Origin of the sequence: Bacteroides mediterraneensis (assembly GCF_016900355.1) — a bacterium.
Taxonomy (GTDB): Bacteria; Bacteroidota; Bacteroidia; order Bacteroidales; family Bacteroidaceae; genus Phocaeicola.
Window position 1 is genome coordinate 363,032 of record NZ_JACJKA010000001.1, and the last position, 22,628, is coordinate 385,659.

Below are 22,628 nucleotides of genomic sequence, written 5' to 3' on the forward strand. Positions count from 1 at the left end.
AAGCTTATGATGTTACGCTACCTGATAGAAAAAGAATTCAAACAACTGAAACGCAACCGTTTCCTGCCCCGCCTCATCCTACTGTTTCCCTGCGTGATGATGCTGGTGATGCCATGGGCCGCCACACTGGAAATCGAGGACTTGCGCATTGCCGTCATTGACCACGACCAAAGTCCCTCGTCCCAACGGCTGGTACACCGCATCGAGGCTTCCCGTTACTTCCAGCTGACTGCCTTGCCTGCTTCTTACGCACAAGGCCTGAACGCCATTGAAAAAGACCAGGTGGACATGCTGCTGGAAATCCCCCGAGGATTTGAGAAAGACCAGGCCCGCGGCGTCAGTCCTTCCACCCTGATTGCCGTCAATACGGTCAACGGTACCAAAGGAGTACTGGGCAGCACCTACCTGCAACAAATTCTCAATCCGCAGCCCTCACCCGCCTCCGTGCGCTACCAGTTCAATCCGTACCTCAACTACAAAGTGTTCATGGTACCTGCCCTGATGACCATGATACTGGTACTGCTCTGCGGCTTCCTCCCGGCCCTGAACGTGGTCAGCGAGAAAGAAGCAGGTACCATCGAGCAAATCAATGTCAGTCCGGTGAGCCGTTTCACCTTTACCCTCGCCAAACTCCTGCCCTACTGGGCCATCGGATTTGTGGTACTGAACCTGTGCATGCTGCTGGCCTGGCTGGTCTACGGACTGACACCCGAAGGAAACATCCTCACCATCTATCTGACCACGCTGATTTTCGCACTGGTCATGTCGGGGCTGGGCTTGGTCATCTCCAATTACTCTTCCACCTTACAGCAAGCCATGTTCGTCATGTGGTTCTGCATGCTGATTTTCATTCTGATGAGCGGACTGTTCACTCCTATCAGCAGCATGCCGGAATGGGCACAATACATCACGTACCTCAATCCGCTGCGCTACTTCATGGAAATCATGCGCATGGTCTATCTGAAGGGCAGCCACATCGGCGACATCGGCTTCCAGCTTTCCATGCTCTCCACCTTTGCCGTTCTGCTATATGTTTGGGCCATCCGCAGCTACCGCAAGCAGCAATAAGCTGTTCGATATTTGACTTCTTATCTTGACACGAACGTGCAACGACCTCATCACGTTCGTGTCAAGGTCTCGTCACGTCCGTGTCTACCTCTCGTCACGTTCGTGTCGAGGTATTTCCGCAAAGGAATTTCCCTAAAAATGCCCCTTGCAAGGTCCAGAATTGTAAGTCAGTTATTTCCACCTTACAGAATTATTCAGTAACTTTGCCCGAATCTCTTTTACATAGGACCCATTTGAATATGAGCGAAGATACTTTTGACAAGGACGAAAAGGAAACGGCAAACCTGCCTGAAAAAGAAGAACACTCTGACTACAAACCTGTATCGACCACCGACGAGGCGGTGAAGCACCAGCTGAGCGGCATGTACCAGAACTGGTTTCTGGACTATGCTTCGTACGTGATTCTGGAGCGTGCCGTACCCCACATCAACGACGGACTGAAGCCGGTGCAGCGACGCATTCTCCACTCCATGAAACGCCTGGACGACGGACGCTACAACAAGGTGGCCAACATCGTGGGACACACCATGCAGTTCCATCCACACGGAGATGCTTCCATTGGAGACGCCCTTGTACAATTGGGACAGAAAGACCTGCTCATTGACTGCCAGGGAAACTGGGGTAACATCCTGACGGGCGACAGCGCAGCGGCTCCCCGTTACATCGAAGCCCGGCTGTCCAAATTCGCCCTCGACGTGGTGTTCAACCCGAAAACCACGGAATGGCAGGCCTCCTACGACGGAAGAAACCGGGAACCAGTCACCCTGCCGGTGAAATTCCCGCTGTTGCTGGCTCAGGGAGTAGAAGGTATCGCCGTGGGACTTTCTTCCAAGATTCTTCCCCATAACTTCAACGAATTGTGCGATGCAGCCATTGCCTACCTGCACGGAGAGGACTTTCAGCTCTATCCGGACTTCCAGACAGGGGGCTCCATCGATGTATCGCGCTACAACGACGGCGAAAGAGGAGGCGTGGTACGCGTACGGGCCAAAATTTCCAAGCTCGACAACAAGACATTGTGCATCAGCGAGATTCCCTATGGGAAGACGACCTCTTCTCTGATTGATTCTATTCTGAAGGCCATCGAAAAGGGAAAAATCAAGGTTCGGAAAGTAGACGACAACACGGCCGGAAAGGTGGAGATTCTGGTACATCTGACACCGGGTGTCTCGTCCGACAAGACATTGGATGCCTTGTATGCCTTTACAGACTGCGAAGTGAACATCTCTCCCAACTGCTGTGTCATCGACAACAAGAAACCGCATTTCCTCTCGGTGAGCAAAGTGCTGAAGAAATCGGTCGACAACACACTGGCCCTGCTCCGGAAAGAACTGGAAATACAGCGGGACGAAACGCTGGAAACCTTGCATTTTGCGTCCTTGGAGAAAATCTTCATCGAAGAGCGGATTTACAAGGACAAGCAATTCGAACAGGCAGAGTCCATGGATGCAGCCTGCGAGCATATTGACGAACGGTTGACTCCGTTTTATCCGCAGTTCGTGCGCGAAGTGACGAAAGAAGATATCCTCAAACTGATGGAAATCAAGATGGCGCGTATCCTCAAGTTCAACAAGGACAAGGCGGACGAATTCATCGCCCGTTTAAAAGCCCAGCTGGAGGAGATTGACAACCACTTGGCACACATCACGGAATATACCATCGACTGGTATCAGCACCTGAAAGAGAAATACGGAAAGAATTTCCCTCGTCGTACGGAAATCCGCAACTTCGACACCATCGTGGCGACCAAAGTGGCGGAAGCCAACGAAAAGCTGTACATCAACCGGGAAGAAGGCTTCATCGGTACGGGACTGAAAAAAGACGAGTATGTGTGCAACTGTTCCGACATCGACGATGTGATTATCTTCTACAAGGACGGAAAGTATAAGATTGTCCGTGTGTCCGACAAGCTGTTTGTCGGGAAGAACATCCTGTATGTCAACGTATTCAAAAAGAACGACAAACGTACCATCTACAACGTCATTTACCGTGACGGAAAGGATGGGTATTATTATATCAAACGCTTCAATGTGACCTCCATCATCCGCGACCGGGAGTACGACGTGACACAAGGTACGCCAGGCTCCAAGATTGTCTACTTCACAGCCAATCCCAACGGAGAAGCGGAAGTCATCCGGGTCATCCTGCGCCCAACGCCCCGTATCAAGAAACCGACCTTCGAAAAGGACTTCAGCACCATCCACATCAAGGGCAAGCAGTCGATGGGTAATCTGCTTACCAAGGCCGAGGTACACAAAATCAGCCTGAAACAGAAAGGAGGTTCCACACTCGGCGGCAGAAAGGTATGGTTCGACCACGACGTGCTGCGACTCAACTACGACGGCAGAGGACAGTACTTGGGCGAATTCCAAAGCGATGAAAGTATCCTGGTTATTCAAAAGAACGGAGAGTTCTACACCACGAACTTCGACCTGAACAACCATTATGATCCGGACATTCTCTGCATCGAGAAGTTCAATCCCGATAAGGTATGGACAGCCGTACTCTATGATGCTGACCAGCAGAATTATCCGTACCTGAAACGGTTCACCTTCGAAGCGACCAACAAGAAACAGAATTTCCTGGGCGACAACAAACATACCCAACTCATCCTCCTGACTTGTCAGGTGTACCCGCGCATACAAGTCGATTTTGGCGGACACGACAGCTTCCGGGAAGCACTCGTGCTGGAAGCCAGCGACTTTGTGGGTGTCAAGAGCTTCAAAGCCAAGGGCAAACGTCTGACCACTTATACTGTCGACCGGATTACCGAACTGGAACCGACCCGCATGCCGGAGCCGGAACCGGAAGAACCGGAAAAAGAAGAGGAAGACGGAGCTGAAGAAGAGGATATCCAGGAAGACGACGGACAAATGAAACTCTTTTAACCGCATGAAACGAATTTTCTTTCTACTCTGCGCCTGCCTGTCGGCCTTTGTGCTTCATGCACAGGAAGACAGCTTGCGCGCGACCCGCTACGTGATGCGTTCCGTACTCTACGGAGCAGGCGTAAGCAATGTGCTCGACACGTATCTTTCTCCATTGGAATACAAAGGGCCGGAGGTACGTATCCTGCGCGAGAATATGCGCATGACCCGGCTGATGAATGGAAATGTATCGGCACAGAATCTGTTGCAGGCCTACATGTCGTACACACACAATCCCAGTCAAACGGGCTACATGTATACCGGACTGTTGAACTGGAGTTATGCTCTCCATTATCAGTTCCGGCTCAACGAGCAACTGAAGCTGCTGGCCGGCCCGACAATTGACCTGAACGGGGGATTTGTGTACAATACGCGTAATTCAAACAATCCGGCACAGGGCAAGGCATACGGCAGTCTGGGCATCTCCGGCATAGCTATCTACAAGTTCCATATCGGCAATTATCCGCTGGTGGCGCGTTACCAGGCCAATCTTCCACTATTAGGAGCCATGTTCTCGCCCGAATTCGGACAGTCATACTACGAAATGTTCTCCTTGGGGCACAAGGGAAAGAACGTACTGTTTACTTCCCTTCACAACAGTCCGTCCCTCCGCCAGATGGTGACCCTCGACTTCCCTATCCGGAAGGTCACGATGCGTGTAGCCTATGTCTGCGACCTCCAGCAGGCCAAGGTCAACCACCTGAAATACCACACTTACTCACATGATTTCATGATTGGCTTTGTGAAGAATTTCTACTTGCTGAAAGGCAAGAACCGAATCACCATGCCTTCAAACGTTACTCCCTACTGATATGAAGAAAATATATCATTTCCGCTTATATGGCCTCCTGCTGGTGCTGACCTGCACCTTATTCTCTTCGTGTATCCGCGAAGACATACAGGGCAATACGCCGGAAGCCAACTTCGAATCGCTCTGGAAAATCATCGACGAACAATACTGTTTTCTGGATTATAAAAAAGAAGTGTATGGCTTGGACTGGGACGAGGTACACACCCGCTATGCCAAACGGATTTCTTCCTCAATGAGCTGGGAGAATCTTTTCGAAGTCCTTTCGGATATGGTCAATGAACTGAAAGACGGCCATGTGAACCTGAGCAGTTCCTTAGGTACCTCACAATACCGGGAATGGTTTGACGCCTATCCGCGCAATTTTAGCGACAGCATCCAAAGCAATTACCTCGGAAAGGATTACATCATCACCTCCGGACTCACCTATCAGATTTTAGACAACAACATCGGCTATGTATACTGTGAGAGTTTCTCTGACGGTATCGGTGACGGAAATCTGGACCAGATGCTGAAGAAACTGGAAATCTGCGACGGATTGATTATCGACGTGCGCAATAACGGAGGAGGCAGCCTGACTACCGCCCAAAAGCTGGCTGCCCGATTTACCAACGAAAAGGTACTGGTAGGCTATATCCGCCACAAAACGGGCCCCGGCCACAATGATTTTTCCGACCCGAAACCGGTGTATCAGGAACCGTCCCACAGCATTCGCTGGCAGAAAAAGGCCGTGGTACTGACCAACCGACGTTCGTACAGTGCCACCAACGACTTTGTCAATACCATGCGGCAGTTTCCCAACGTCACTACTTTAGGTGACAAAACCGGAGGAGGTTCCGGCCTGCCATTCAGTTCCGAAATCCCCAACGGATGGTCTATCCGTTTCTCAGCCAGTCCCATGTTCGACCCGGACATGAACCAATTGGAATTCGGTATCGACCCAGATGTAAAAGTAGATATGACAAGCGAAGACATGCAACGGGGAAAAGACACGCTTATTGAAACCGCCATCAAATTGTTAAAGAATTAACCCATAGATTTGGAGAATAGGGAAATTATTTCTACCTTTGCCTCCGCAAATGCAGAAATCGTTTTCTGTATGCGCGCCTGTGGCGTAATTGGTAGCCGCGCCAGACTTAGGATCTGGTGTCGTGAGACGTGTAGGTTCGAGTCCTATCAGGCGCACACGAGAATGGATTTAATAAAACCGAAAAAGAGGTTTATTAAATCCATTTTTATTTATGTTCCAATTACCACTATGCAAACCAGTCGCACGCAGGACCTTACTTCAGGCAGCATCACACAAAGCATGCTCAACCTTGCCTATCCGCTTATTTTAGGAAACTTGCTCCAGCAAGGATACAACATTGCCGATACATTCATCATCGGAAGAACATTGGGAGCAAAAGCCTTAGCCGCTGTGGGTTCCTCATACACACTCATGGTCTTTATCACCTCCATCTTCATCGGATTATGCATGGGATGCAGCGCGCTGTTCTCCATGCGTTACGGAGCCAAGGATTACGAAAGCCTGCGACGTACACAAGCTGCTTCCCTGCTGATTACAGGGACTTCCACACTGATTATATTCGCCTTCTCCTGCTACTATATACAAGATATTATCACCCTCATGCAAACTCCACAAGAGTTGCAGGATATGACCTACGACTACCTGAAAATCATTTTTATGGGAATCTGGTTTGTCTATCTTTATAACTACTATGCGTATCTTCTACGCGCATTGGGTAATTCACTGACTCCTCTCATTTATTTAGCCATTTCCGTGGTATTAAACATTGTACTGGATATATGGTTTATTGTAAAACTTCATTACGGAATAGAAGGAGCTGCGGCAGCGACCATCATTTCCCAAGCTGTTTCGGCCGTTGGCTTATGCTTCTATTGCTGGAAAAAAGTTCCAGAAACCAGACTCTCCAGAAAGGATTTCAAGGTCAGCAGGCAGCTCCTGAAACAAGTCTTTTCATATGCCTCACTGACTTGCATCCAGCAATCTGTCATGAATTTCGGTATCCTCATGGTTCAAGGCCTTGTCAACAGCTTCGGCACAGCTGTCATGGCCGCTTTTACAGCAGCCGTAAAGATTGATTCGTTCGCCTATATGCCTGTACAAGATTTCGGGAACGCCTTCTCTACTTTCACTGCACAAAACTACGGAGCCGGCAAAAATGCCCGCATTCTGAAAGGTATAAAAAGTGCATTTGGAATAACCACTCTCTTCTGCCTGCTTCTCTCACTGGCAATCTTCCTGTTTGCACCGCAACTGATGCAAATCTTCATCTCTCCTGAAGAAACGGAAATTATCCGTATCGGTACTGAATACTTGAGGATAGAAGGCAGTTTCTACCTCGGTATTGGGTATTTATTTTTATGGTACGGATTCTACAGAGCCGTCTGTAAGCCAGAAATGTCCATCATTTTAACGATTCTTTCTTTAGGAACCCGAGTGGTGTTGGCCTATGCACTGGCTGCCATCCCTTCCATTGGTGTACACGGCATCTGGTGGTCAATCCCTATCGGATGGGCATTAGCCGATATATATGGCTGGATGTATTACTGGAGAAAGAAAAACGCTATGCTTTCCTTCCTTACCAAATAAAGATATAACACTTTATATCATCTTTCCATCACTAAAAATAGTATATCCAAGTATCAATTATCGGAAGCTATACTCAAATAGTCAGCCCCGATACTCCTGCTACCTCTACTCTTCAGCCAAGTATCATCCAACTCAAACTAACACATAGAATAGATACACAAAAAAAGGCCGCCTCATAAGAGACAGCCTTTTTTTCATATTTATAAAACTATTACTGACGCTGAGTAGCTGAATAGTTAATCTTCAGTGCGTATGCCTGACGAAGAGCCTGTTTTACTTCTGTTACGATACCCATCTTGGTATTAGCATCTACCTTCAGGGAAACAGTCATAAACGGTTTGTCTTCCTCTTTCATGTTTTCACGTTCCTGATAGATGTAGTCCTGTACTTCTGAAGATTCAGCGAACTTATCATTCAACTGAATACGGTCTGTAGTACCCATTGTCTTCTGGAATTCCTTCAACGGTTTTCCGATATAGATAAAAGATACCAAGGATTTCTTTTCCAGTTTTTCCAGTTCCGTAGCCTGAGGCACTCTGAACTGAACCTTCAATGTAACTTCACGCATGGTTGTTACAATCATGAAGAAGAACAACATGGTAAAGATAAGGTCAGGCAGAGAAGAAGTATTCAACTCAGGCATTTCACGCTTACCGGTCTTATTAAATTTTCCCATGTTTATTTTCCTCCATACTTTTTAGGTTCTGCTTCAGATATCTTCTGCGGATAATAGTCAGTTATAGCTTTCTTTTCATCTTCAGAACAGTCTGCCAAAGACTTACCAAATTGCGACATAGCCAATTCGTTACGCAATTCATTGTAAGCTGCCACCAGTTCGTTCTGAACCTGAATGTACATGCCATAACTTGTACCCACGTCGTTCTGTACAGAAATTACATGCTTATCCGTAATCATGACATTACCGAAGAACGGAAGCTGCTTAGCATGCTTTTCCGGCAAATTCTCATCATTATTCGGATTGGAAATAAATTCCTTTGCTCTTTCTTTCAGTTGCTTTATATCGAACCATTCTCCTCCTACCATCAACTGGTCATCCTTGTTGATACGTACCTGAAGAACGTTTCTTTCCCTTACAATCACATCTTCCTGATTTTCTGTGTTTTCAGGAGGTGGCGGCAATCGTCTTGCCAAACCACGGTCAGTATCCATTGAAGTTGTAATAAGGAAGAATATAAACAAGATGAAAGAAATATCTGCCGTTGAACTGGCATTAATGCCCGGCACTTTTCTTTTCCCTTTTGCCATTTTATCAATCTCCGTTTTAACTCAATGAATAATTATTTCTGTTTAAAAACACCAATCAAGTTCAACAATGTACCGATTGCTGCAACAATAAGCAATGCATAAGTAGAATACAAGAACATGTCTGTCACTTTCAGCATGACCTTGTTGTCATATACTGTACCACCACCCATTGTAACGGCTGCATCAGATCCCATATTATAAGTAACGATGAGCAACACTGCCAACAAGATAAGTCCCATGAAAGACTTGATTGCTGCTTTCGGATTATCTTTCAAAGCTGCTCCAAACTGTGCTGCAGCTGCAATCACTGTTACTGCCACACAGAGGAAGAACATACCATACATCAGGTACATCAATGCCGGCGTATTGGTCGGTTCGGTCAAGCCGGCTGCATTTGTTACATCATATCCTACGCAGTAGAACATCGCCAGCACCACCAATATAACGGCTATGCAGACATAGAACACATAGTAAGATACTTTATATGATAATTTAGCCATTGTACGAATTATTTTTTGTATTTCAGATTATACTTCATGATCATGTCAAGCAATGTGATAGAAGAATCTTCCATCTGACTTGTAATAGCTTCAATCTTAGACAAGATGTAGTTATAGAACACCTGAAGAATCAAAGCAACGATCAAACCGAAGATTGTAGTAATCAAGGCCACTTTCATACCACCTGCAACAACTGTCGGAGAGATATCACCAGCAATCTGAATCTGGTCGAACGCCATAACCATACCGATTACAGTTCCCAAGAATCCCAAAGACGGAGCCATCGCGATGAACAATGTAATCCAAGAGCATCCTTTTTCAAGGTAACCAGCCTGAACACCACCGTAAGAAACTACAGAACGTTCAACTACATCCAGACCTTCATCGATTCTCATCAGACCCTGATAGCAGATAGAAGCAATCGGACCACGAGTGTTGCGGCAAACAGTCTTTGCACCTTCTACATCACCTTTTTCCAAAGCTTCTTCAACTTTAGCCATCAATTTCTTCACGTTAACTTCAGCCAAGCTCAAGTAAATAATACGTTCAATACAGAAAGCCAAACCAAGGACCAATGCGATAGCAACCAATGACATGAAGCCTGCATCACCTTCAATAAACTTAGTTTTTAACTCTTTGTGCATACCACCTTCTTCAACAACTACAGGTGCTGCTGCTTCATCAGCTGCCGCTACTTCTTCTGTCTGAGCCGGAGCTGCTGTAGCTGTTGAATCCTGAGCCATAGCTGTCTGAGTCATTCCAAACGAGAGGACTCCCATCACTGCAAGAATTGCAAATAACTTTTTCATTGTGTGTCTAATTTTTAAGATTAATTAATTAATAGTTTGTTAATTGTTTTTCTCTTTTTCGCGGAGAGAACGGGATTCGAACCCGTGATACGCTTTTGGCGTATACACGCTTTCCAGGCGTGCCTCTTCAACCACTCGAGCACCTCTCCTTTTTCCAATCAGCCGGAGGCTCCTTTCAACGTTTTTTATCCCCTTGCTGATTTCAGTCACAAATGTATTCTTTTTTTTCGTCTTACATAACATCAAGCCTGCAAAAGTTTACTTTTGAAGTCGAAATTAATAAACTTTAAAAACTTTTCTCCGTATTTGTGAAGACTTTTAAAGCATTTTCCGTGGTTTGGGCCGCAATTTCCGACAAAGGTATGCCATAAATTTCGGATAGACGTTCGGCGACCTTTACCAAATGGGCGCTTTCATTCCGCTTTCCACGATAAGGAACTGGTGCCAGATAAGGAGAATCGGTTTCGAGCACGACGCGTTCCAAAGGCACATTCTTCAAAACCTCCGGAAGGGTACTTTTCTTGAAAGTTACCACACCGTTGATGCCCAGCATGAACGATTCATATTCCAACAGCTGGGAGGCGTCCTCGACTGAACCGGTAAAGCTATGAAAAATGCCCCGTAAACCTGTTTGCTTGTAGGCAGCCAGAATTTCCAACAGTTCCGGATAGGCTTCCCGGCAATGGATAATCAAAGGCAAATTGTAGTCCAAGGCCCAATTCACCTGCTCCTCGAATGCAGCCATCTGTTCCTTACGGAAAGTCTTGTCCCAATACAAATCGATTCCCACCTCACCGATGCCATAGAAACGATGCGGACCGTCTGTCAGATACTGTTTCACCGTCTGCAACCGTGCCTTCCAGTTCTCATCGACCGAAGTCGGATGAAAACCAATCATCGGAAAGCAGAAGTCGTGCGCGTCACACAGCGACAGCATGGCCTCCACCGTAGTATCGTCAATGTTCGGCATGAACAGACGGGTAACGCCCGCATCTACCGCCCGAATCACCGCCAACCCACGGTCTTCATCAAATTCCTCAGTATACAGATGCGTATGGGTATCAATCAGTGCATTCATCTTCTTACAGTTTACGATCCATCAAACGGCAGACAAAAGCCTTCAGTTCTTCCTTACGGGCCGGTTCTACGTCCACCTGCTCCAACAAATCCAATCCTTCCTTATAATACGTATCAATGCGAGCATTGCAGATAGCCGCCACACCCACCTTATTATATAAAGCGGTTACTGACTGGATCTTCTCTTCCGGTGCATAGTCTTCCACATGCAGCCATCCCAAAAGTGCTTCTTTGTCAGCTTCCTGCGCCTGCTCCAATGCCGTAATGAGCATAAAGGTTTTCTTGTTGCAGAGAATGTCCCCTCCGATTTTCTTGCCGAATATAGCTGGATCGCCATACACATCAAGGTAATCGTCCTGCAATTGGAAAGCCAGTCCCATCTTCACCCCGAAGTCATACAGAAGTTCCGCATCCTTTTCGGGTGCACCTCCCAGGATGGCTCCGATTTTCAAGGCGGCGGCCAACAGCACAGAGGTTTTCAAACGAATCATTTCAAGGTATTGCTCTACCGTCACATCCGTCAACTCTTCAAATTCCATATCCCACTGCTGTCCTTCGCAAACTTCCAGTGCGGTACGGCTGAACACCTCCATCACCTTTCCCACATATTCTGCCGGACATTGCTGCATCATAAACTGATAGGACAGAATCAGCATGGCATCTCCTGAAAGGATGGCCGTGTTCTCGTTCCACCGCTTATGTACAGTCGGTTTGTTACGCCGCATGTCGGCCTTGTCCATCAAGTCATCGTGCAAAAGCGTGAAGTTATGATAGGTTTCAATGCCGGCAGCCTGCGGAAATATGCGTTCCACATCGTCCTTGTACAAATTATAAGCCAACAGCATCAACACCGGACGCAGGCGTTTTCCGCCCAGTCCCAACACATACTCTATCGGTTCATACAAACCCATCGGTTTCCGCTTGTAAGAAAGCTGTCCGATGTATTCATGAATTTGCTGCAACAATTGTTCGCTGGTATATTGTTTCATGGGAATAAGTTTTTATAAAGGAGAAAAAAGAAAGGCTGCAAAAATGCAGCCTTTACTTCAATTTATAGTATCATTAGATTACTGCAACTTAAAGGTTACAGGTACGGTATATTTCACACGTACAGGTTTACCACGCTGCTTACCTGGTTTCCATTTCGGCATCATCTTAATCACACGGAGCGCTTCCTTATCCAAGTACGGGTCTACACTACGCATCACCACCGGGTCAACGATAGAACCATCCTGGTTAACCACAAACTGGATGATTACACGTCCCTGTACACCGTTTTCCTGTGCAATAGTCGGATATTTGATATTCTTACCAATGAACTTCAAACATTCAGCCATACCACCCGGGAATTCCGGCATCTCTTCTACTACCTGGAAAATCTGCTGTTCTTCCGGTTCTTCTTCTTCCACTTCAACCGGCACATACTTGATTTCCACAGCCTGCGTGTTGTCATCCTCACTTGACTGGATAGTAGATTCTTGTACATTTGCATCGTTATCTGCAATCTGCAACACTTCTTCCATTTTCGGAGCTTCAGGAGGAGGCGGTGCCTGCTGCTGTTCCTGCTGTTCAGTGATAGGAATCATTTCTTCCTCAAAAATAGGTTCGACGATACCTGTTTCGGTAACAATCTGCTTGTCACGTTCTGTCCATTCGAACGCTACGAACATCGCTGCCAAGACCAGTATGAAGCCGAACAACAACCACGTGGTTCTTTTTCCCTCGAGGTCCGCTTTAGGCGATTTTTTGACTTCCATAAATGTGTTTATTAAAGGTTAATACTCTATACGTGGCAAAGGTAGCATAAATCCCCGAAACTCCACCACCCTGACATAAAAATAATGTAAAACAATGCATATTTTTTATTCCGCACTTGAAATAATCAGCACATCGCCTTACGTGTTCTATGTTTCCCTGTGCGGAAACGTAGGGTTCACGCAGGGAAAACCTACGTTTCCGACATGAGAAACATAGGTTTTCCGGAAAGGAAACGTAAAAAAACACAAACAGGTATCCGAATCATTGCTACAACGTTTTTTCATCTCTGGAATCCCAAACGAATTTCTACTTTATATTATAAGGAAGAGACGCCAAAAACTTTATCCAAAACATCCGATATACAAAGGATTTACACTATCTTTGTCAATGCGAAATCTATTTTATCGAAGCCGAAACATGAAAAAAATTATTATTGCCATCGACGGATTCTCTTCCTGCGGGAAAAGTACCATGGCTAAAGACTTAGCCAAAGAAATCGGATACATCTATATAGACAGCGGCGCCATGTACCGGGCCGTTACACTGTATTGTCTGGAAAACAGATTGTTTAATGCCGACGGAAGCATTCAGGAAGAAGCGCTCCGCCAGCAGATGGGACAAATCCAGATTTCCTTCCAGCTCAACCCGGAAACCCAGCGCCCGATGACTTTCCTCAACGGGAAAAACGTGGAAGAACGCATCCGTACCATGGAAGTCTCCTCCCATGTCAGCCCGGTAGCCGCTCTCGGTTTCGTACGGGAGGCACTCGTACGTCAGCAACAGGAAATGGGCAAGGAAAAAGGGATTGTCATGGACGGGCGAGACATCGGTACCGCAGTCTTTCCCGACGCCGAACTGAAAATCTTCGTGACCGCTTCCGCACAGATCCGTGCCCAGCGCCGCTACGAGGAACTCAAGGCCAAAGGACAGGAAGCCTCCTTCGATGAAATCCTGCACAACGTGGAAGAACGCGACCGCATTGACCAAAACCGGACAGTGAGCCCGCTCCGCAAGGCCGACGACGCCATCCTGCTGGACAACAGCGAAATGACGATTCCCGAACAGAAAGAATGGTTAAAGGAACAATTTGAAAAAGCCACCCATGCATCACATTGAAATAGATAAGGAGTCCGGATTTTGTTTCGGAGTGACCACGGCCATCTCCAAGGCAGAAGAAGAACTGGCAAAAGGAGAACCCTTATATTGCCTGGGCGACATCGTGCACAACGGACAGGAATGTGAGCGTCTGAAAAAACTGGGACTGATTACCATCAACCACGAAGAGTTTGCCCGCCTGCGGAATGTAAAGGTACTGCTGCGTGCTCACGGCGAACCACCCGAAACTTACGAACTGGCCCGCAAAAACCAGATTGAAATCATCGATGCCACCTGCCCGGTAGTACTGCGCCTGCAAAAAAGAATCAAGCAGGAATATGACACGACTCCCAGCGGGCGGGAACGACAGATTGTCATCTATGGGAAGAACGGCCATGCTGAGGTACTCGGTCTGGTAGGACAGACACAAGGAAAAGCCATTGTCATTGAGAAACTTGAAGAAGTCACCAAACTCGACATGACGAAAGACATCCGGCTGTATTCACAGACCACCAAGTCGCTCGACGAGTTCCGCCAGATTGTCTCCTATATCGAGGAACACATCTCTCCGGAAGCCTCTTTCCAATATTTCGATACCATCTGCCGGCAGGTGGCCAACCGCATGCCCCACATCCGGGAATTCGCGGCCAGCCATGACCTGATTTTCTTCGTCTGCGGACACAAAAGTTCCAATGGAAAAATCCTCTTTCAAGAATGTAAGAAAGTCAACCCCAACTCCTATCAGATTGACAAACCGGAAGAGATTGACAAGAGCATATTGTCACGTGCACATTCCATTGGAATCTGTGGAGCCACTTCTACGCCTAAATGGCTGATGGAAGCGTGTAAAAAAGTTATAATGAACGAAGAATAAGGAAGAAATTCACCGCAAAATAGCAACAGTTTTTGTACTTTTGCTTCATAAAAATCAAACTAACAACTAACAATTATGGGAACTATTAAATGTATCGGTATTCTGACCTCCGGAGGTGATGCACCAGGCATGAATGCCGCAATCAGAGCCGTCACCCGTTCCGCTATCTACAACGGACTGAAAGTAAAAGGTATTTACAGAGGCTATAAAGGATTGATTACGGGTGAAATCAAGGAATTTAAGACTGAAAATGTCAGCAATATCATACAATTAGGAGGTACAATCCTGAAAACCGCACGTTGTCAGGAATTCCGTACCCCAGAAGGACGTCAAATCGCTTACGAAACCATGCAACGTGAAGGCATCGATGCCCTCATCATCATCGGTGGAGACGGTTCTTTGACCGGTGCCCGTCTGCTGGCACAAGAGTTTGACGTACCTTGCATCGGACTTCCCGGCACCATCGACAATGACCTGTTTGGTACAGACACGACCATCGGTTATGACACTGCCCTGAACACGATTCTGGATGCAGTGGACAAGATTCGTGATACCGCAACTTCTCACGAACGTCTGTTCTTCGTGGAAGTGATGGGACGTGATGCCGGCTTCTTGGCATTGAACGGTGCCATCGCTGCCGGAGCAGAGGCAGCCATCATTCCGGAATTCAACACGGAAGTAGACCAGCTGGAAGAATTCATCAACAACGGATTCCGTAAATCAAAGAACAGTTCCATCGTACTGGTAGCCGAAAGTGAAATCACGGGTGGAGCCATGCACTATGCGGAACGTGTGAAGAACGAATATCCGCAGTATGATGTTCGTGTCACCATTCTGGGACACTTGCAGCGTGGTGGACGTCCGACAGCTCACGACCGTATCATCGCCAGCCGTATGGGTGTAGCCAGCATCCAGGCATTGATGGAAGGCCAGCGCAACGTAATGATCGGTATCGAAAACGACCAGATTGTGTACGTACCGTTTGCCAAGGCTATCAAGAACGACAAGCCGATTGACCGTGAACTGGTGAACGTATTGCATGAATTGTCTATCTGATATTCCCTTATATCACATAAAAAGAAACCTCCTTTTCGGGCGCACCCGGAAAGGAGGTTTCTTTTTGGTTCCCTCAATTTGTGACTTACTTGTGGCGAAGCTTCCGGCGCGAACGCTTGTAATGGCTCCGCTTATAGCGCAGCCAGCGACGACGAATCTGCCAGGCACTCAGTCCGACAAACACCAGCAGAATCAGAATGACCAGCCCACTGTTCAGGTTGTCTCCTTTCACCCGCGACCAAATTTCCAGCACATCTACAGTCTTGTCGCCGAAATCGCGTATCATGGCACAACGGGCTATCACCGACTTGTCGGGATACTGGGTGTTCCGCAATTTCACGTGACGGGCTTCCGGACCGAAGAAGTAACTGGCATCCACTTCCTTATCCAAAGTGGAATCAATGCAAGCCTCCATAATTTCCGGAGCGGCAATGGAACTGACGTACCCGTTTTCTTCCATGTTCCGCAAAGCGATATCCGGACGGCACAGGAAGTTGATGAAATAACTGGCAGCCTTCGGATTTTGGGCATACTTGGGAATCACCCAGCCGTCGTACCACACGTTGCTTCCTTCTTCTGGAATGGTATATCCCAAATCCACTCCTACTGCCGAAGCTTCTTCAATAGCCCACTGGGCATCGCCGCTCCAAGTCATGTTCATCCATGCCTTTCCCTTGGTCATCATCTCTTTGCCAAAATCGGCTTCCCAACCTGCCACATTGGGCTTCAGCAGTTTCAGATATTTTTCCACTGAGTCCATAGAGGCCGGTGAATAGTCATTCATCAGACTGGCCACACTGCGGGTACTGTCTTTCAAGTCTTCCCGATGGGCATACAGCAACGCCATGCCATACGCATCCCGGTAAGAGTCCTTCATCAGAATCTTCCCGGCAAAACGTTTGTCCCACAGACACCCCCAGGAACGTAAATCCTGCGCAGAGACATATTTCTTATTGTACAACAGTCCGGCCGTACCCCACATGTAACAGACCGCATACCGGCTGGCCGGCTGGTCGCCCGGCACCGTCAGCTTGTCTATCTGCTGACGAATGTAAGGGGCTACCCCCTTCATGTAATTGGGTGAGTGGGCAAAAACGGTGTCGATGGGCAGCAACAATCCTTTATGCAACATCCGCTCGATGATGTATTCCGACGGACAGACCACATCAAAATCCTCATGCCCCTTTTCAATCTTGGTCAGCATGATTTCGTTGATATCGAAAGTCTGATACACAATGCGGATATCTTCTCCCGTCTGTTCCTTATAATATTTCTGGAAATCTTCCAGCACTCCCTCACCGATGTAATCGGCCCAGTTGTACACCTTCAGCACATTCTCGCGCGACTCATCCGTATTGTAACAGCTTGTCAGCAGGCAACACATGCAGAGCAAGGCCCACCAGCTCCACCTTTTCATCTTCTGTTTCATTTGTTCTTTGCTTTGTCAGCTCTACGGTTAATAATTATCAGCAGCACCAGAATCACCACAAAAATCACGGCAGACAACGGACGGAGTTCCGGTGTCAATCCTCCCTTGCGGGCATCCGCATAAATATAGGTAGAAAGCGTCTCCAGTCCCTGGTTGCCGATGGTAAACACCGTCACGGCAAAATCATCGATGGAGATGGTCAGTGCCAGCAGGAAACCGCTGATCATTCCGGGACGGATTTCCGGGATAATCACCTTCCACAAGGCCTGCATGGGAGTAGTTCCTAAATCGAGTGCTGCCTCATACAGGTTCGGATTCATCTGCTTCAGGCGCGGCAATACACTCAACACCACATAGGGCGTGCAGAAAGTGATGTGTGCCAGCACCACGGTCGTGAAACCCTGGGTAATGCCCAATGACACGAAAAGCAGGAACAGGGAAATACCGGTAATGATATCTCCGTTCAGAATCGGAATGGTATTGATGAATCCCATGGCTTTCCGGCTACGGGCTCTCAGATTGTAAATGCCAATGGCAGCCACACTACCCAGCAGGGTAGAAACCGTAGCGGCAATAAAAGCGATGGCTACCGTATTGACCAAGGCATTCATCAGCGAATGATGGGCACTCGTATTGCACAACGAGCGATACAGGTTGAATGAAAAGCCTGTCCAGTTACCTAACACCTTGGCTTCGGTGAATGAATAAATCACAATAATCAGAATTGGTGCATACAGCATCAGCAACAACACCCACAGATAGGTCTGCATCAAGATCTTCTTTACCATACCTGCCCTCCTTTCTCCGAATCACTTTTTTCGTCGGCACTAAACAAAGAGGTGGCGGCAATCAGGAAGAGCATAATCAATGAAAGCGCCGCTCCGTAGTTCCACAAGCTGTTGTTGATATTCTCCTGAATGGTGGTACCAAACAGTTTGATGTTGTTCATGGTAAGCAGTTCCGCAATGGCAAAGGTCGAGATGGTAGGCATGAACACCATCATAATGCCGCTCACGACCCCCGGCATGGACAACGGAAGAACCACCTTCCAGAACACCTGGAACGAATTAGCTCCCAAATCTTGCGCTGCCTCCACATAGCTGGGATCCATTTTCTGAAGCGTATTGTAAATGGGATAAATCATAAACGGAATAAAATTGTAAATCATTCCGAAAATCAAGGCTCCTTCACCTAACGGAAGACTGGCAAAGTCGAACAGTGCCACGGTAGCCAGCGTACGAATCAGGATGTTAATCCACATAGGAAGGATGAACAACATGATCAGCGTACGGGAATAGCTGGAACGGCTCCGGCTCAGAATCCACGCCGCCGGATAACCTAACACAATACAACCGATAGTCGTCAGCAAGGCTATACCGATGGAATACACAAAGGTATTGACGGCTTCCGGATGTGCCAAAAACTTCCGAAAGTTATCCAACGTAATCCGGCCCATATCATCCGTAAAGGCATAAATCACAATCAGGACCAACGGAATAATCACGAAGATGATTGAAAAAATCAAGTAGGGCAAAGTCCAGCTTCTCCGTGACAGAAAAAACAAACGTAGCTTGTTCATCGTTCCTCCTGTTTTACACGTACCCGGATATCTTCCGGAGCAATGGATATCCCCACATGGTCTCCGTCATCCCATACGTCATTGGTGTCGACAAATACATTTTCATCCCAGTCCGACCAGACGGTCAGATGATAATGATTTCCTTTATAAAGAATGAATTTCACTTCTCCTGTCAATGTACCGTCTTCCGCATCGTCCTGCAAGTCAATCTTGTCAAAATCCACTTCTACCTGCACTTCACCTAAAGGTACTTTCTGCAAGTCGACCGGTGCACATTCAAATTCACAACCCAAGAACTCCACATGGGTGGCATCGAGCAACTTACCTTCAAAGGTGTTGCACAACCGCTCTTTTTTCATAATATGGATGTCGTGAGGTTTTACCAGCAAGCCCACTTCCATACCTGCCTCGAATGCGTGGTAATCCTGCACCACAAACTCGTATCCGTGGCAAAGTACTACCATCTCATAATGTACTCCCTTGAAAATGCACGACTGTACCACGCCGCGAAGCTGCGCCATATCTGATACCGGAAATATGTACAAGTCTTCCGGACGAATCACCACATCAACCGGCACTTGCTCGCCAAAGCCCTCATCTACACATTCAAAGTCACAGTCGCAGAAATGCACCAGTTTGTCTTTCACCATCACTCCATTCAGGATGTTGCTTTCGCCAATGAAATCGGCCACGAACGAATTGATGGGTTCATTGTAAATATCAGTAGGAGTACCAATCTGCTGAATACGACCTTCGCTCATCACCACGATGGTATCACTCAACGTCAAAGCCTCTTCTTGGTCGTGGGTGACATACACGAACGTAATGCCCAACGACTTGTGCATTTCCTTCAACTCCATCTGCATGTCCTTGCGCATCTTCAGGTCGAGGGCTGCCAAGGGTTCATCCAGCAACAGCACCTCCGGCTCGTTCACAATGGCACGGGCAATGGCCACACGCTGCTGCTGTCCGCCGGAAAGCGAATTCACGTCACGATACTCATAGTCGGTCATTCCCACCATTTTCAGGGCAGCCTTGACCTTCTTCAGCACTACGTCTTTCGGAAGTTTCTTCAGTTTCAGTCCGAAAGCAATGTTGTCATACACATTCAGATGGGGAAACAATGCGTACTTCTGGAATACGGTATTCACCGGACGCTTATGAGGCGGAGTCTGGGTAATCTCTTTACCCGCAATGCAGATAACTCCCTCCGAAGCCGTCTGGAAACCGGCAATCAGGCGCAGCAAGGTAGTCTTGCCGCAGCCTGAAGGTCCCAGTATGGTTACAAACTCTCCTTTCTTGATGGACAGGTTGATGTTATCCAAGGCTGTTTTCTCGCCAAAAAACTTCGATACGCCCTTTACCTCTATAATCGGTTTGGTTTCACTTTGCATGATTTCTTAAAATTGGTCCGCAAAGTTACATATTAATTCATTGTGCAGGATGATATCTCTGGCTTTTCTTCTTTATTTTTACTCAGTCCACAAAGAATTGTAAAAGAATCTACATATTTATGCAATATTTTCATTTCAAACCCGCGAAATAGAGTTCCAGCAGCTTCCTCGCCGCAGAAAAAGAAGTGGATTTTCCTTCCAGCACTTCCCGCTCTTGCAAAGGCAACAGAGAAGCAATCTGCGGATTCTGATAAAAGCTGTCGCGCAGATGCTCGTTGATGGTTTCATACATCCAGTACTTGGCCTGTTCGTTCCGCCGACGTTCAAAATATCCGTTCTTGCGCACAAAATCAATGTAGGCGTAAATCATGTCCCAGATTTCCTTGATACCGATATTATAAAAACCGGAATAAGTCAGCACTTGAGGGGTCCATCCAGACTCCGGAGCAGGGAAAAGGTGAAGAGCATTGCGGAAATGAGTGGCCGCTAACTTGGCTTTTTCAATGTTGTTTCCGTCGGCCTTATTGATGACAATGCCGTCGGCCATCTCCATAATGCCTCGTTTAATGCCTTGCAACTCGTCTCCCGTACCTGCCAACTGAATCAACAGGAAGAAATCGACCATGGAATGGACGGCCGTCTCGCTCTGCCCTACTCCAACCGTTTCCACAAAGATTTTGTCGAACCCCGCTGCCTCACACAAGATGATGGTCTCACGGGTTTTACGGGCCACTCCTCCTAATGAGCCTGCAGAAGGACTCGGACGGATAAAGGATTTGGGATGTACAGACAATTTTTCCATGCGGGTCTTGTCGCCCAGGATACTTCCTTTGGAGCGCTCACTACTGGGGTCGATGGCCAGCACGGCCAGCTTGCCTCCAGTTTCTTCCAATACATGCAAGCCGAATACGTCAATCGACGTACTCTTTCCGGCACCCGGCACCCCACTGATGCCGATGCGGATGGAATTACCGGAATAAGGCAGACATTTTTCAATGACTTCCTGCGCCAAGGCCTGATGCTCCGGTTTTACACTCTCCACCAGCGTCACGGCCTGACTCAACATGGTCACATCGCCTTTTACGATACCTTCCACATACTCCGCAGCCGTGTACTGGCGACGTTTGGGTTTCTTTCTCAGTTTCAGATAAGGATTAACAATGGAGGGCTGTTCCACTCCTTGGTTTACAGTTAACCCCTTATAAGCTTCGTTGTTTTCGGGGTGTTCCATATATATTTTATTTATCCGACGATTTCAGCCGGGCTTTCACACGGATGGTAATCATCGGTTGGTTAGGATCGTTGGTTATCATCAGGACACGCGGAGTTCCTTTCACGCGAGACAGGTTGTGAGCCAGCACGGTAATCTTCATTTTCGTAGATTCTCCCGGTTTCAGTACCCTCTTGTTCAGCTTCACGGCCAGCGCCATGCTAAACACCTGCATATCCTGAATGTTCAAGTTAGACTTACCCGTATTTGAAATGACTATGGTCTGCGATTTCTTCTGATTGGGTTTCAAATCTACAAACTGCAATTCCTTGGCCGACAAGGTAATCTGCGGCGGATTGTTCTTCTGCTGTTCCGTCAGTTTGGAGAAATCGGGCAACAAAGCCACAGATACAGGAATTTCATTCTCACTTCCTACTTTATCACCCGGGAAACGGGATAGATAGACGGAAGCACGGGTAATACCCAATTTCGGAAGTTTCTCTGAATCCAACGTAACCTGGATTTTACCTGCTTTTCCTCGTCCCAACTTTTCCGGTACTGCCGTAGCTTCCAGGTAAGGAGGCAAATGCATCAGTACGGGCGAGTACGCCTTATTGGAAGAGTTAGCCACCTGCAGTTCAATTACCGGATGGTCTCCTTTGTTCACCGAATTAAAGTCCAGTTCATCCATGTTCAATAGGATAGCTCCGATGGCATACGGATGAGTAAACGAAAAGTTCTTGGCATCGGCCGTCACTTCTCCGTTAAAATCCAGATAAATAGGCATGGGAGACGCATTACAATACACGCCCACATCCTTATAGAAATGTCCGATAGCTTCTGCATCGAACACCACTGTAATCTTCCCTTTTCCGCCAGCCGGGACCGGTTCTTCTGTCCAAGTAGCCTTGGCACAGCCGCAAGAGGTCGTTACGTTAGAGATAACCAAGGGACTGTCACCCGTATTGGTAAACGAATAAACAACAGTGGCCGGATTTCTCCACAAGACATACCCCAAATCTTTCGTCTGCATGTCAAAAGTAATTTTAGGCTGTGCAAACAAAGAAAAACAGGCAGCCATACACAACAAGAAAAGAGTATATATACGTTTCATTGATTTTATTCTTTCTAAATTATGGAAACAAAGATAAAGAGAAAACA

General features: G+C 47.3%; 21 protein-coding genes and 2 tRNA genes. 9 read left to right on the forward strand and 14 right to left on the reverse strand.

Features of this window, described 5'->3' with window-relative positions:
* Window positions 1-9: 9 nt before the first annotated feature.
* The 6 genes from H6A28_RS01560 to H6A28_RS01585 all read left to right on the forward strand — a co-directional run bounded on the left by H6A28_RS01560 (window position 10) and on the right by H6A28_RS01585 (window position 7,420).
* Window positions 10-1,068, forward strand: coding sequence for an ABC transporter permease (locus H6A28_RS01560; RefSeq protein ID WP_204474831.1), 1,059 nt, complete (start codon window positions 10-12; stop codon window positions 1,066-1,068).
* Between the two features lie 239 nt (window positions 1,069-1,307).
* Entirely contained in the window at window positions 1,308-3,956 is a 2,649-nt protein-coding gene (locus H6A28_RS01565) for a DNA gyrase/topoisomerase IV subunit A (RefSeq protein ID WP_204478633.1), read from the forward strand.
* 4 nt (window positions 3,957-3,960) lie between these two features.
* Entirely contained in the window at window positions 3,961-4,806 is an 846-nt protein-coding gene (locus tag H6A28_RS01570) for a DUF3316 domain-containing protein (protein WP_204478634.1), read from the forward strand.
* Window position 4,807: 1 nt separating this feature from the next.
* On the forward strand, window positions 4,808-5,833 hold the full coding sequence (locus tag H6A28_RS01575; RefSeq protein WP_204478635.1) for a S41 family peptidase: 1,026 nt from the start codon (window positions 4,808-4,810) through the stop codon (window positions 5,831-5,833).
* Window positions 5,834-5,906: 73 nt separating this feature from the next.
* A tRNA-Leu gene (locus tag H6A28_RS01580) sits at window positions 5,907-5,988 on the forward strand.
* Window positions 5,989-6,061: 73 nt separating this feature from the next.
* Window positions 6,062-7,420, forward strand: a complete 1,359-nt coding sequence (locus H6A28_RS01585) for an MATE family efflux transporter (protein WP_204478636.1) — start codon at window positions 6,062-6,064, stop codon at window positions 7,418-7,420.
* A gap of 211 nt (window positions 7,421-7,631) precedes the next feature.
* On the opposite strand, the gene H6A28_RS01590 is transcribed toward H6A28_RS01585, so the two are convergent.
* The 8 genes from H6A28_RS01590 to H6A28_RS01625 all read right to left on the reverse strand — a co-directional run bounded on the left by H6A28_RS01590 (window position 7,632) and on the right by H6A28_RS01625 (window position 12,829).
* Window positions 7,632-8,096, reverse strand: a complete 465-nt coding sequence (locus H6A28_RS01590) for an ExbD/TolR family protein (protein ID WP_204474605.1) — start codon at window positions 8,094-8,096, stop codon at window positions 7,632-7,634.
* 2 nt (window positions 8,097-8,098) lie between these two features.
* Window positions 8,099-8,686 carry an ExbD/TolR family protein gene (locus H6A28_RS01595; protein WP_204478637.1) on the reverse strand — a complete coding sequence of 196 codons (588 nt, stop codon included), beginning with the start codon at window positions 8,684-8,686 and terminating at the stop codon, window positions 8,099-8,101.
* A 32-nt stretch (window positions 8,687-8,718) separates the two neighbouring features.
* Window positions 8,719-9,186, reverse strand: a complete 468-nt coding sequence (locus tag H6A28_RS01600; protein WP_148329239.1) for a hypothetical protein — start codon at window positions 9,184-9,186, stop codon at window positions 8,719-8,721.
* 8 nt (window positions 9,187-9,194) lie between these two features.
* The gene (locus H6A28_RS01605; protein WP_148329237.1) at window positions 9,195-9,995 is read right to left on the reverse strand and encodes a MotA/TolQ/ExbB proton channel family protein; all 801 of its coding nucleotides are present in this window, start codon (window positions 9,993-9,995) and stop codon (window positions 9,195-9,197) included.
* A gap of 61 nt (window positions 9,996-10,056) precedes the next feature.
* Window positions 10,057-10,144 (reverse strand) — tRNA-Ser (locus tag H6A28_RS01610).
* Window positions 10,145-10,281: 137 nt separating this feature from the next.
* Window positions 10,282-11,073, reverse strand: coding sequence for a TatD family hydrolase (locus tag H6A28_RS01615; protein ID WP_204474601.1), 792 nt, complete (start codon window positions 11,071-11,073; stop codon window positions 10,282-10,284).
* Between the two features lie 4 nt (window positions 11,074-11,077).
* Window positions 11,078-12,061 (reverse strand): polyprenyl synthetase family protein, encoded by a 984-nt coding sequence (locus tag H6A28_RS01620; RefSeq protein WP_204474599.1) that lies wholly within the window; start codon window positions 12,059-12,061, stop codon window positions 11,078-11,080.
* A 78-nt stretch (window positions 12,062-12,139) separates the two neighbouring features.
* Window positions 12,140-12,829, reverse strand: a complete 690-nt coding sequence (locus H6A28_RS01625) for an energy transducer TonB (RefSeq protein WP_204474598.1) — start codon at window positions 12,827-12,829, stop codon at window positions 12,140-12,142.
* 418 nt (window positions 12,830-13,247) lie between these two features.
* Here H6A28_RS01625 and cmk point away from each other — a divergent pair, with 418 nt between their 5' ends.
* The 3 genes from cmk to pfkA all read left to right on the forward strand — a co-directional run bounded on the left by cmk (window position 13,248) and on the right by pfkA (window position 15,855).
* Window positions 13,248-13,946, forward strand: a complete 699-nt coding sequence (gene cmk, locus H6A28_RS01630) for a (d)CMP kinase (RefSeq protein ID WP_148330128.1) — start codon at window positions 13,248-13,250, stop codon at window positions 13,944-13,946.
* Window positions 13,933-14,799 carry a 4-hydroxy-3-methylbut-2-enyl diphosphate reductase gene (locus H6A28_RS01635; RefSeq protein ID WP_204477313.1) on the forward strand — a complete coding sequence of 289 codons (867 nt, stop codon included), beginning with the start codon at window positions 13,933-13,935 and terminating at the stop codon, window positions 14,797-14,799. The genes cmk and H6A28_RS01635 overlap by 14 nt, the downstream gene beginning before the upstream one ends.
* A 75-nt stretch (window positions 14,800-14,874) precedes the next feature.
* Window positions 14,875-15,855 carry a 6-phosphofructokinase gene (pfkA, locus tag H6A28_RS01640; RefSeq protein WP_148330126.1) on the forward strand — a complete coding sequence of 327 codons (981 nt, stop codon included), beginning with the start codon at window positions 14,875-14,877 and terminating at the stop codon, window positions 15,853-15,855.
* 85 nt (window positions 15,856-15,940) lie between these two features.
* Here the strand turns inward: pfkA and H6A28_RS01645 are convergent, their stop codons facing one another.
* The 6 genes from H6A28_RS01645 to H6A28_RS01670 form a co-directional block, all read right to left on the reverse strand.
* Complete coding sequence (locus H6A28_RS01645; protein WP_430641259.1) at window positions 15,941-17,284, reverse strand: ABC transporter substrate-binding protein; 1,344 nt, start codon at window positions 17,282-17,284, stop codon at window positions 15,941-15,943.
* Window positions 17,281-18,072, reverse strand: a complete 792-nt coding sequence (locus tag H6A28_RS01650) for an ABC transporter permease (protein ID WP_204478638.1) — start codon at window positions 18,070-18,072, stop codon at window positions 17,281-17,283. The genes H6A28_RS01645 and H6A28_RS01650 overlap by 4 nt, the downstream gene beginning before the upstream one ends.
* A complete protein-coding gene (locus tag H6A28_RS01655; protein ID WP_204477317.1) occupies window positions 18,066-18,863 on the reverse strand; it encodes an ABC transporter permease in 798 nt (265 codons plus the stop codon). Before H6A28_RS01655 ends, H6A28_RS01650 begins: the two co-directional genes overlap by 7 nt.
* Complete coding sequence (locus H6A28_RS01660; RefSeq protein ID WP_204478639.1) at window positions 18,860-20,257, reverse strand: ATP-binding cassette domain-containing protein; 1,398 nt, start codon at window positions 20,255-20,257, stop codon at window positions 18,860-18,862. Before H6A28_RS01660 ends, H6A28_RS01655 begins: the two co-directional genes overlap by 4 nt.
* A gap of 130 nt (window positions 20,258-20,387) precedes the next feature.
* Window positions 20,388-21,488, reverse strand: coding sequence for a methylmalonyl Co-A mutase-associated GTPase MeaB (gene meaB, locus H6A28_RS01665; protein WP_204477332.1), 1,101 nt, complete (start codon window positions 21,486-21,488; stop codon window positions 20,388-20,390).
* A gap of 7 nt (window positions 21,489-21,495) precedes the next feature.
* Window positions 21,496-22,581 carry a DUF1573 domain-containing protein gene (locus tag H6A28_RS01670; protein WP_204478640.1) on the reverse strand — a complete coding sequence of 362 codons (1,086 nt, stop codon included), beginning with the start codon at window positions 22,579-22,581 and terminating at the stop codon, window positions 21,496-21,498.
* Between the last annotated feature and the right edge of the window lie 47 nt (window positions 22,582-22,628).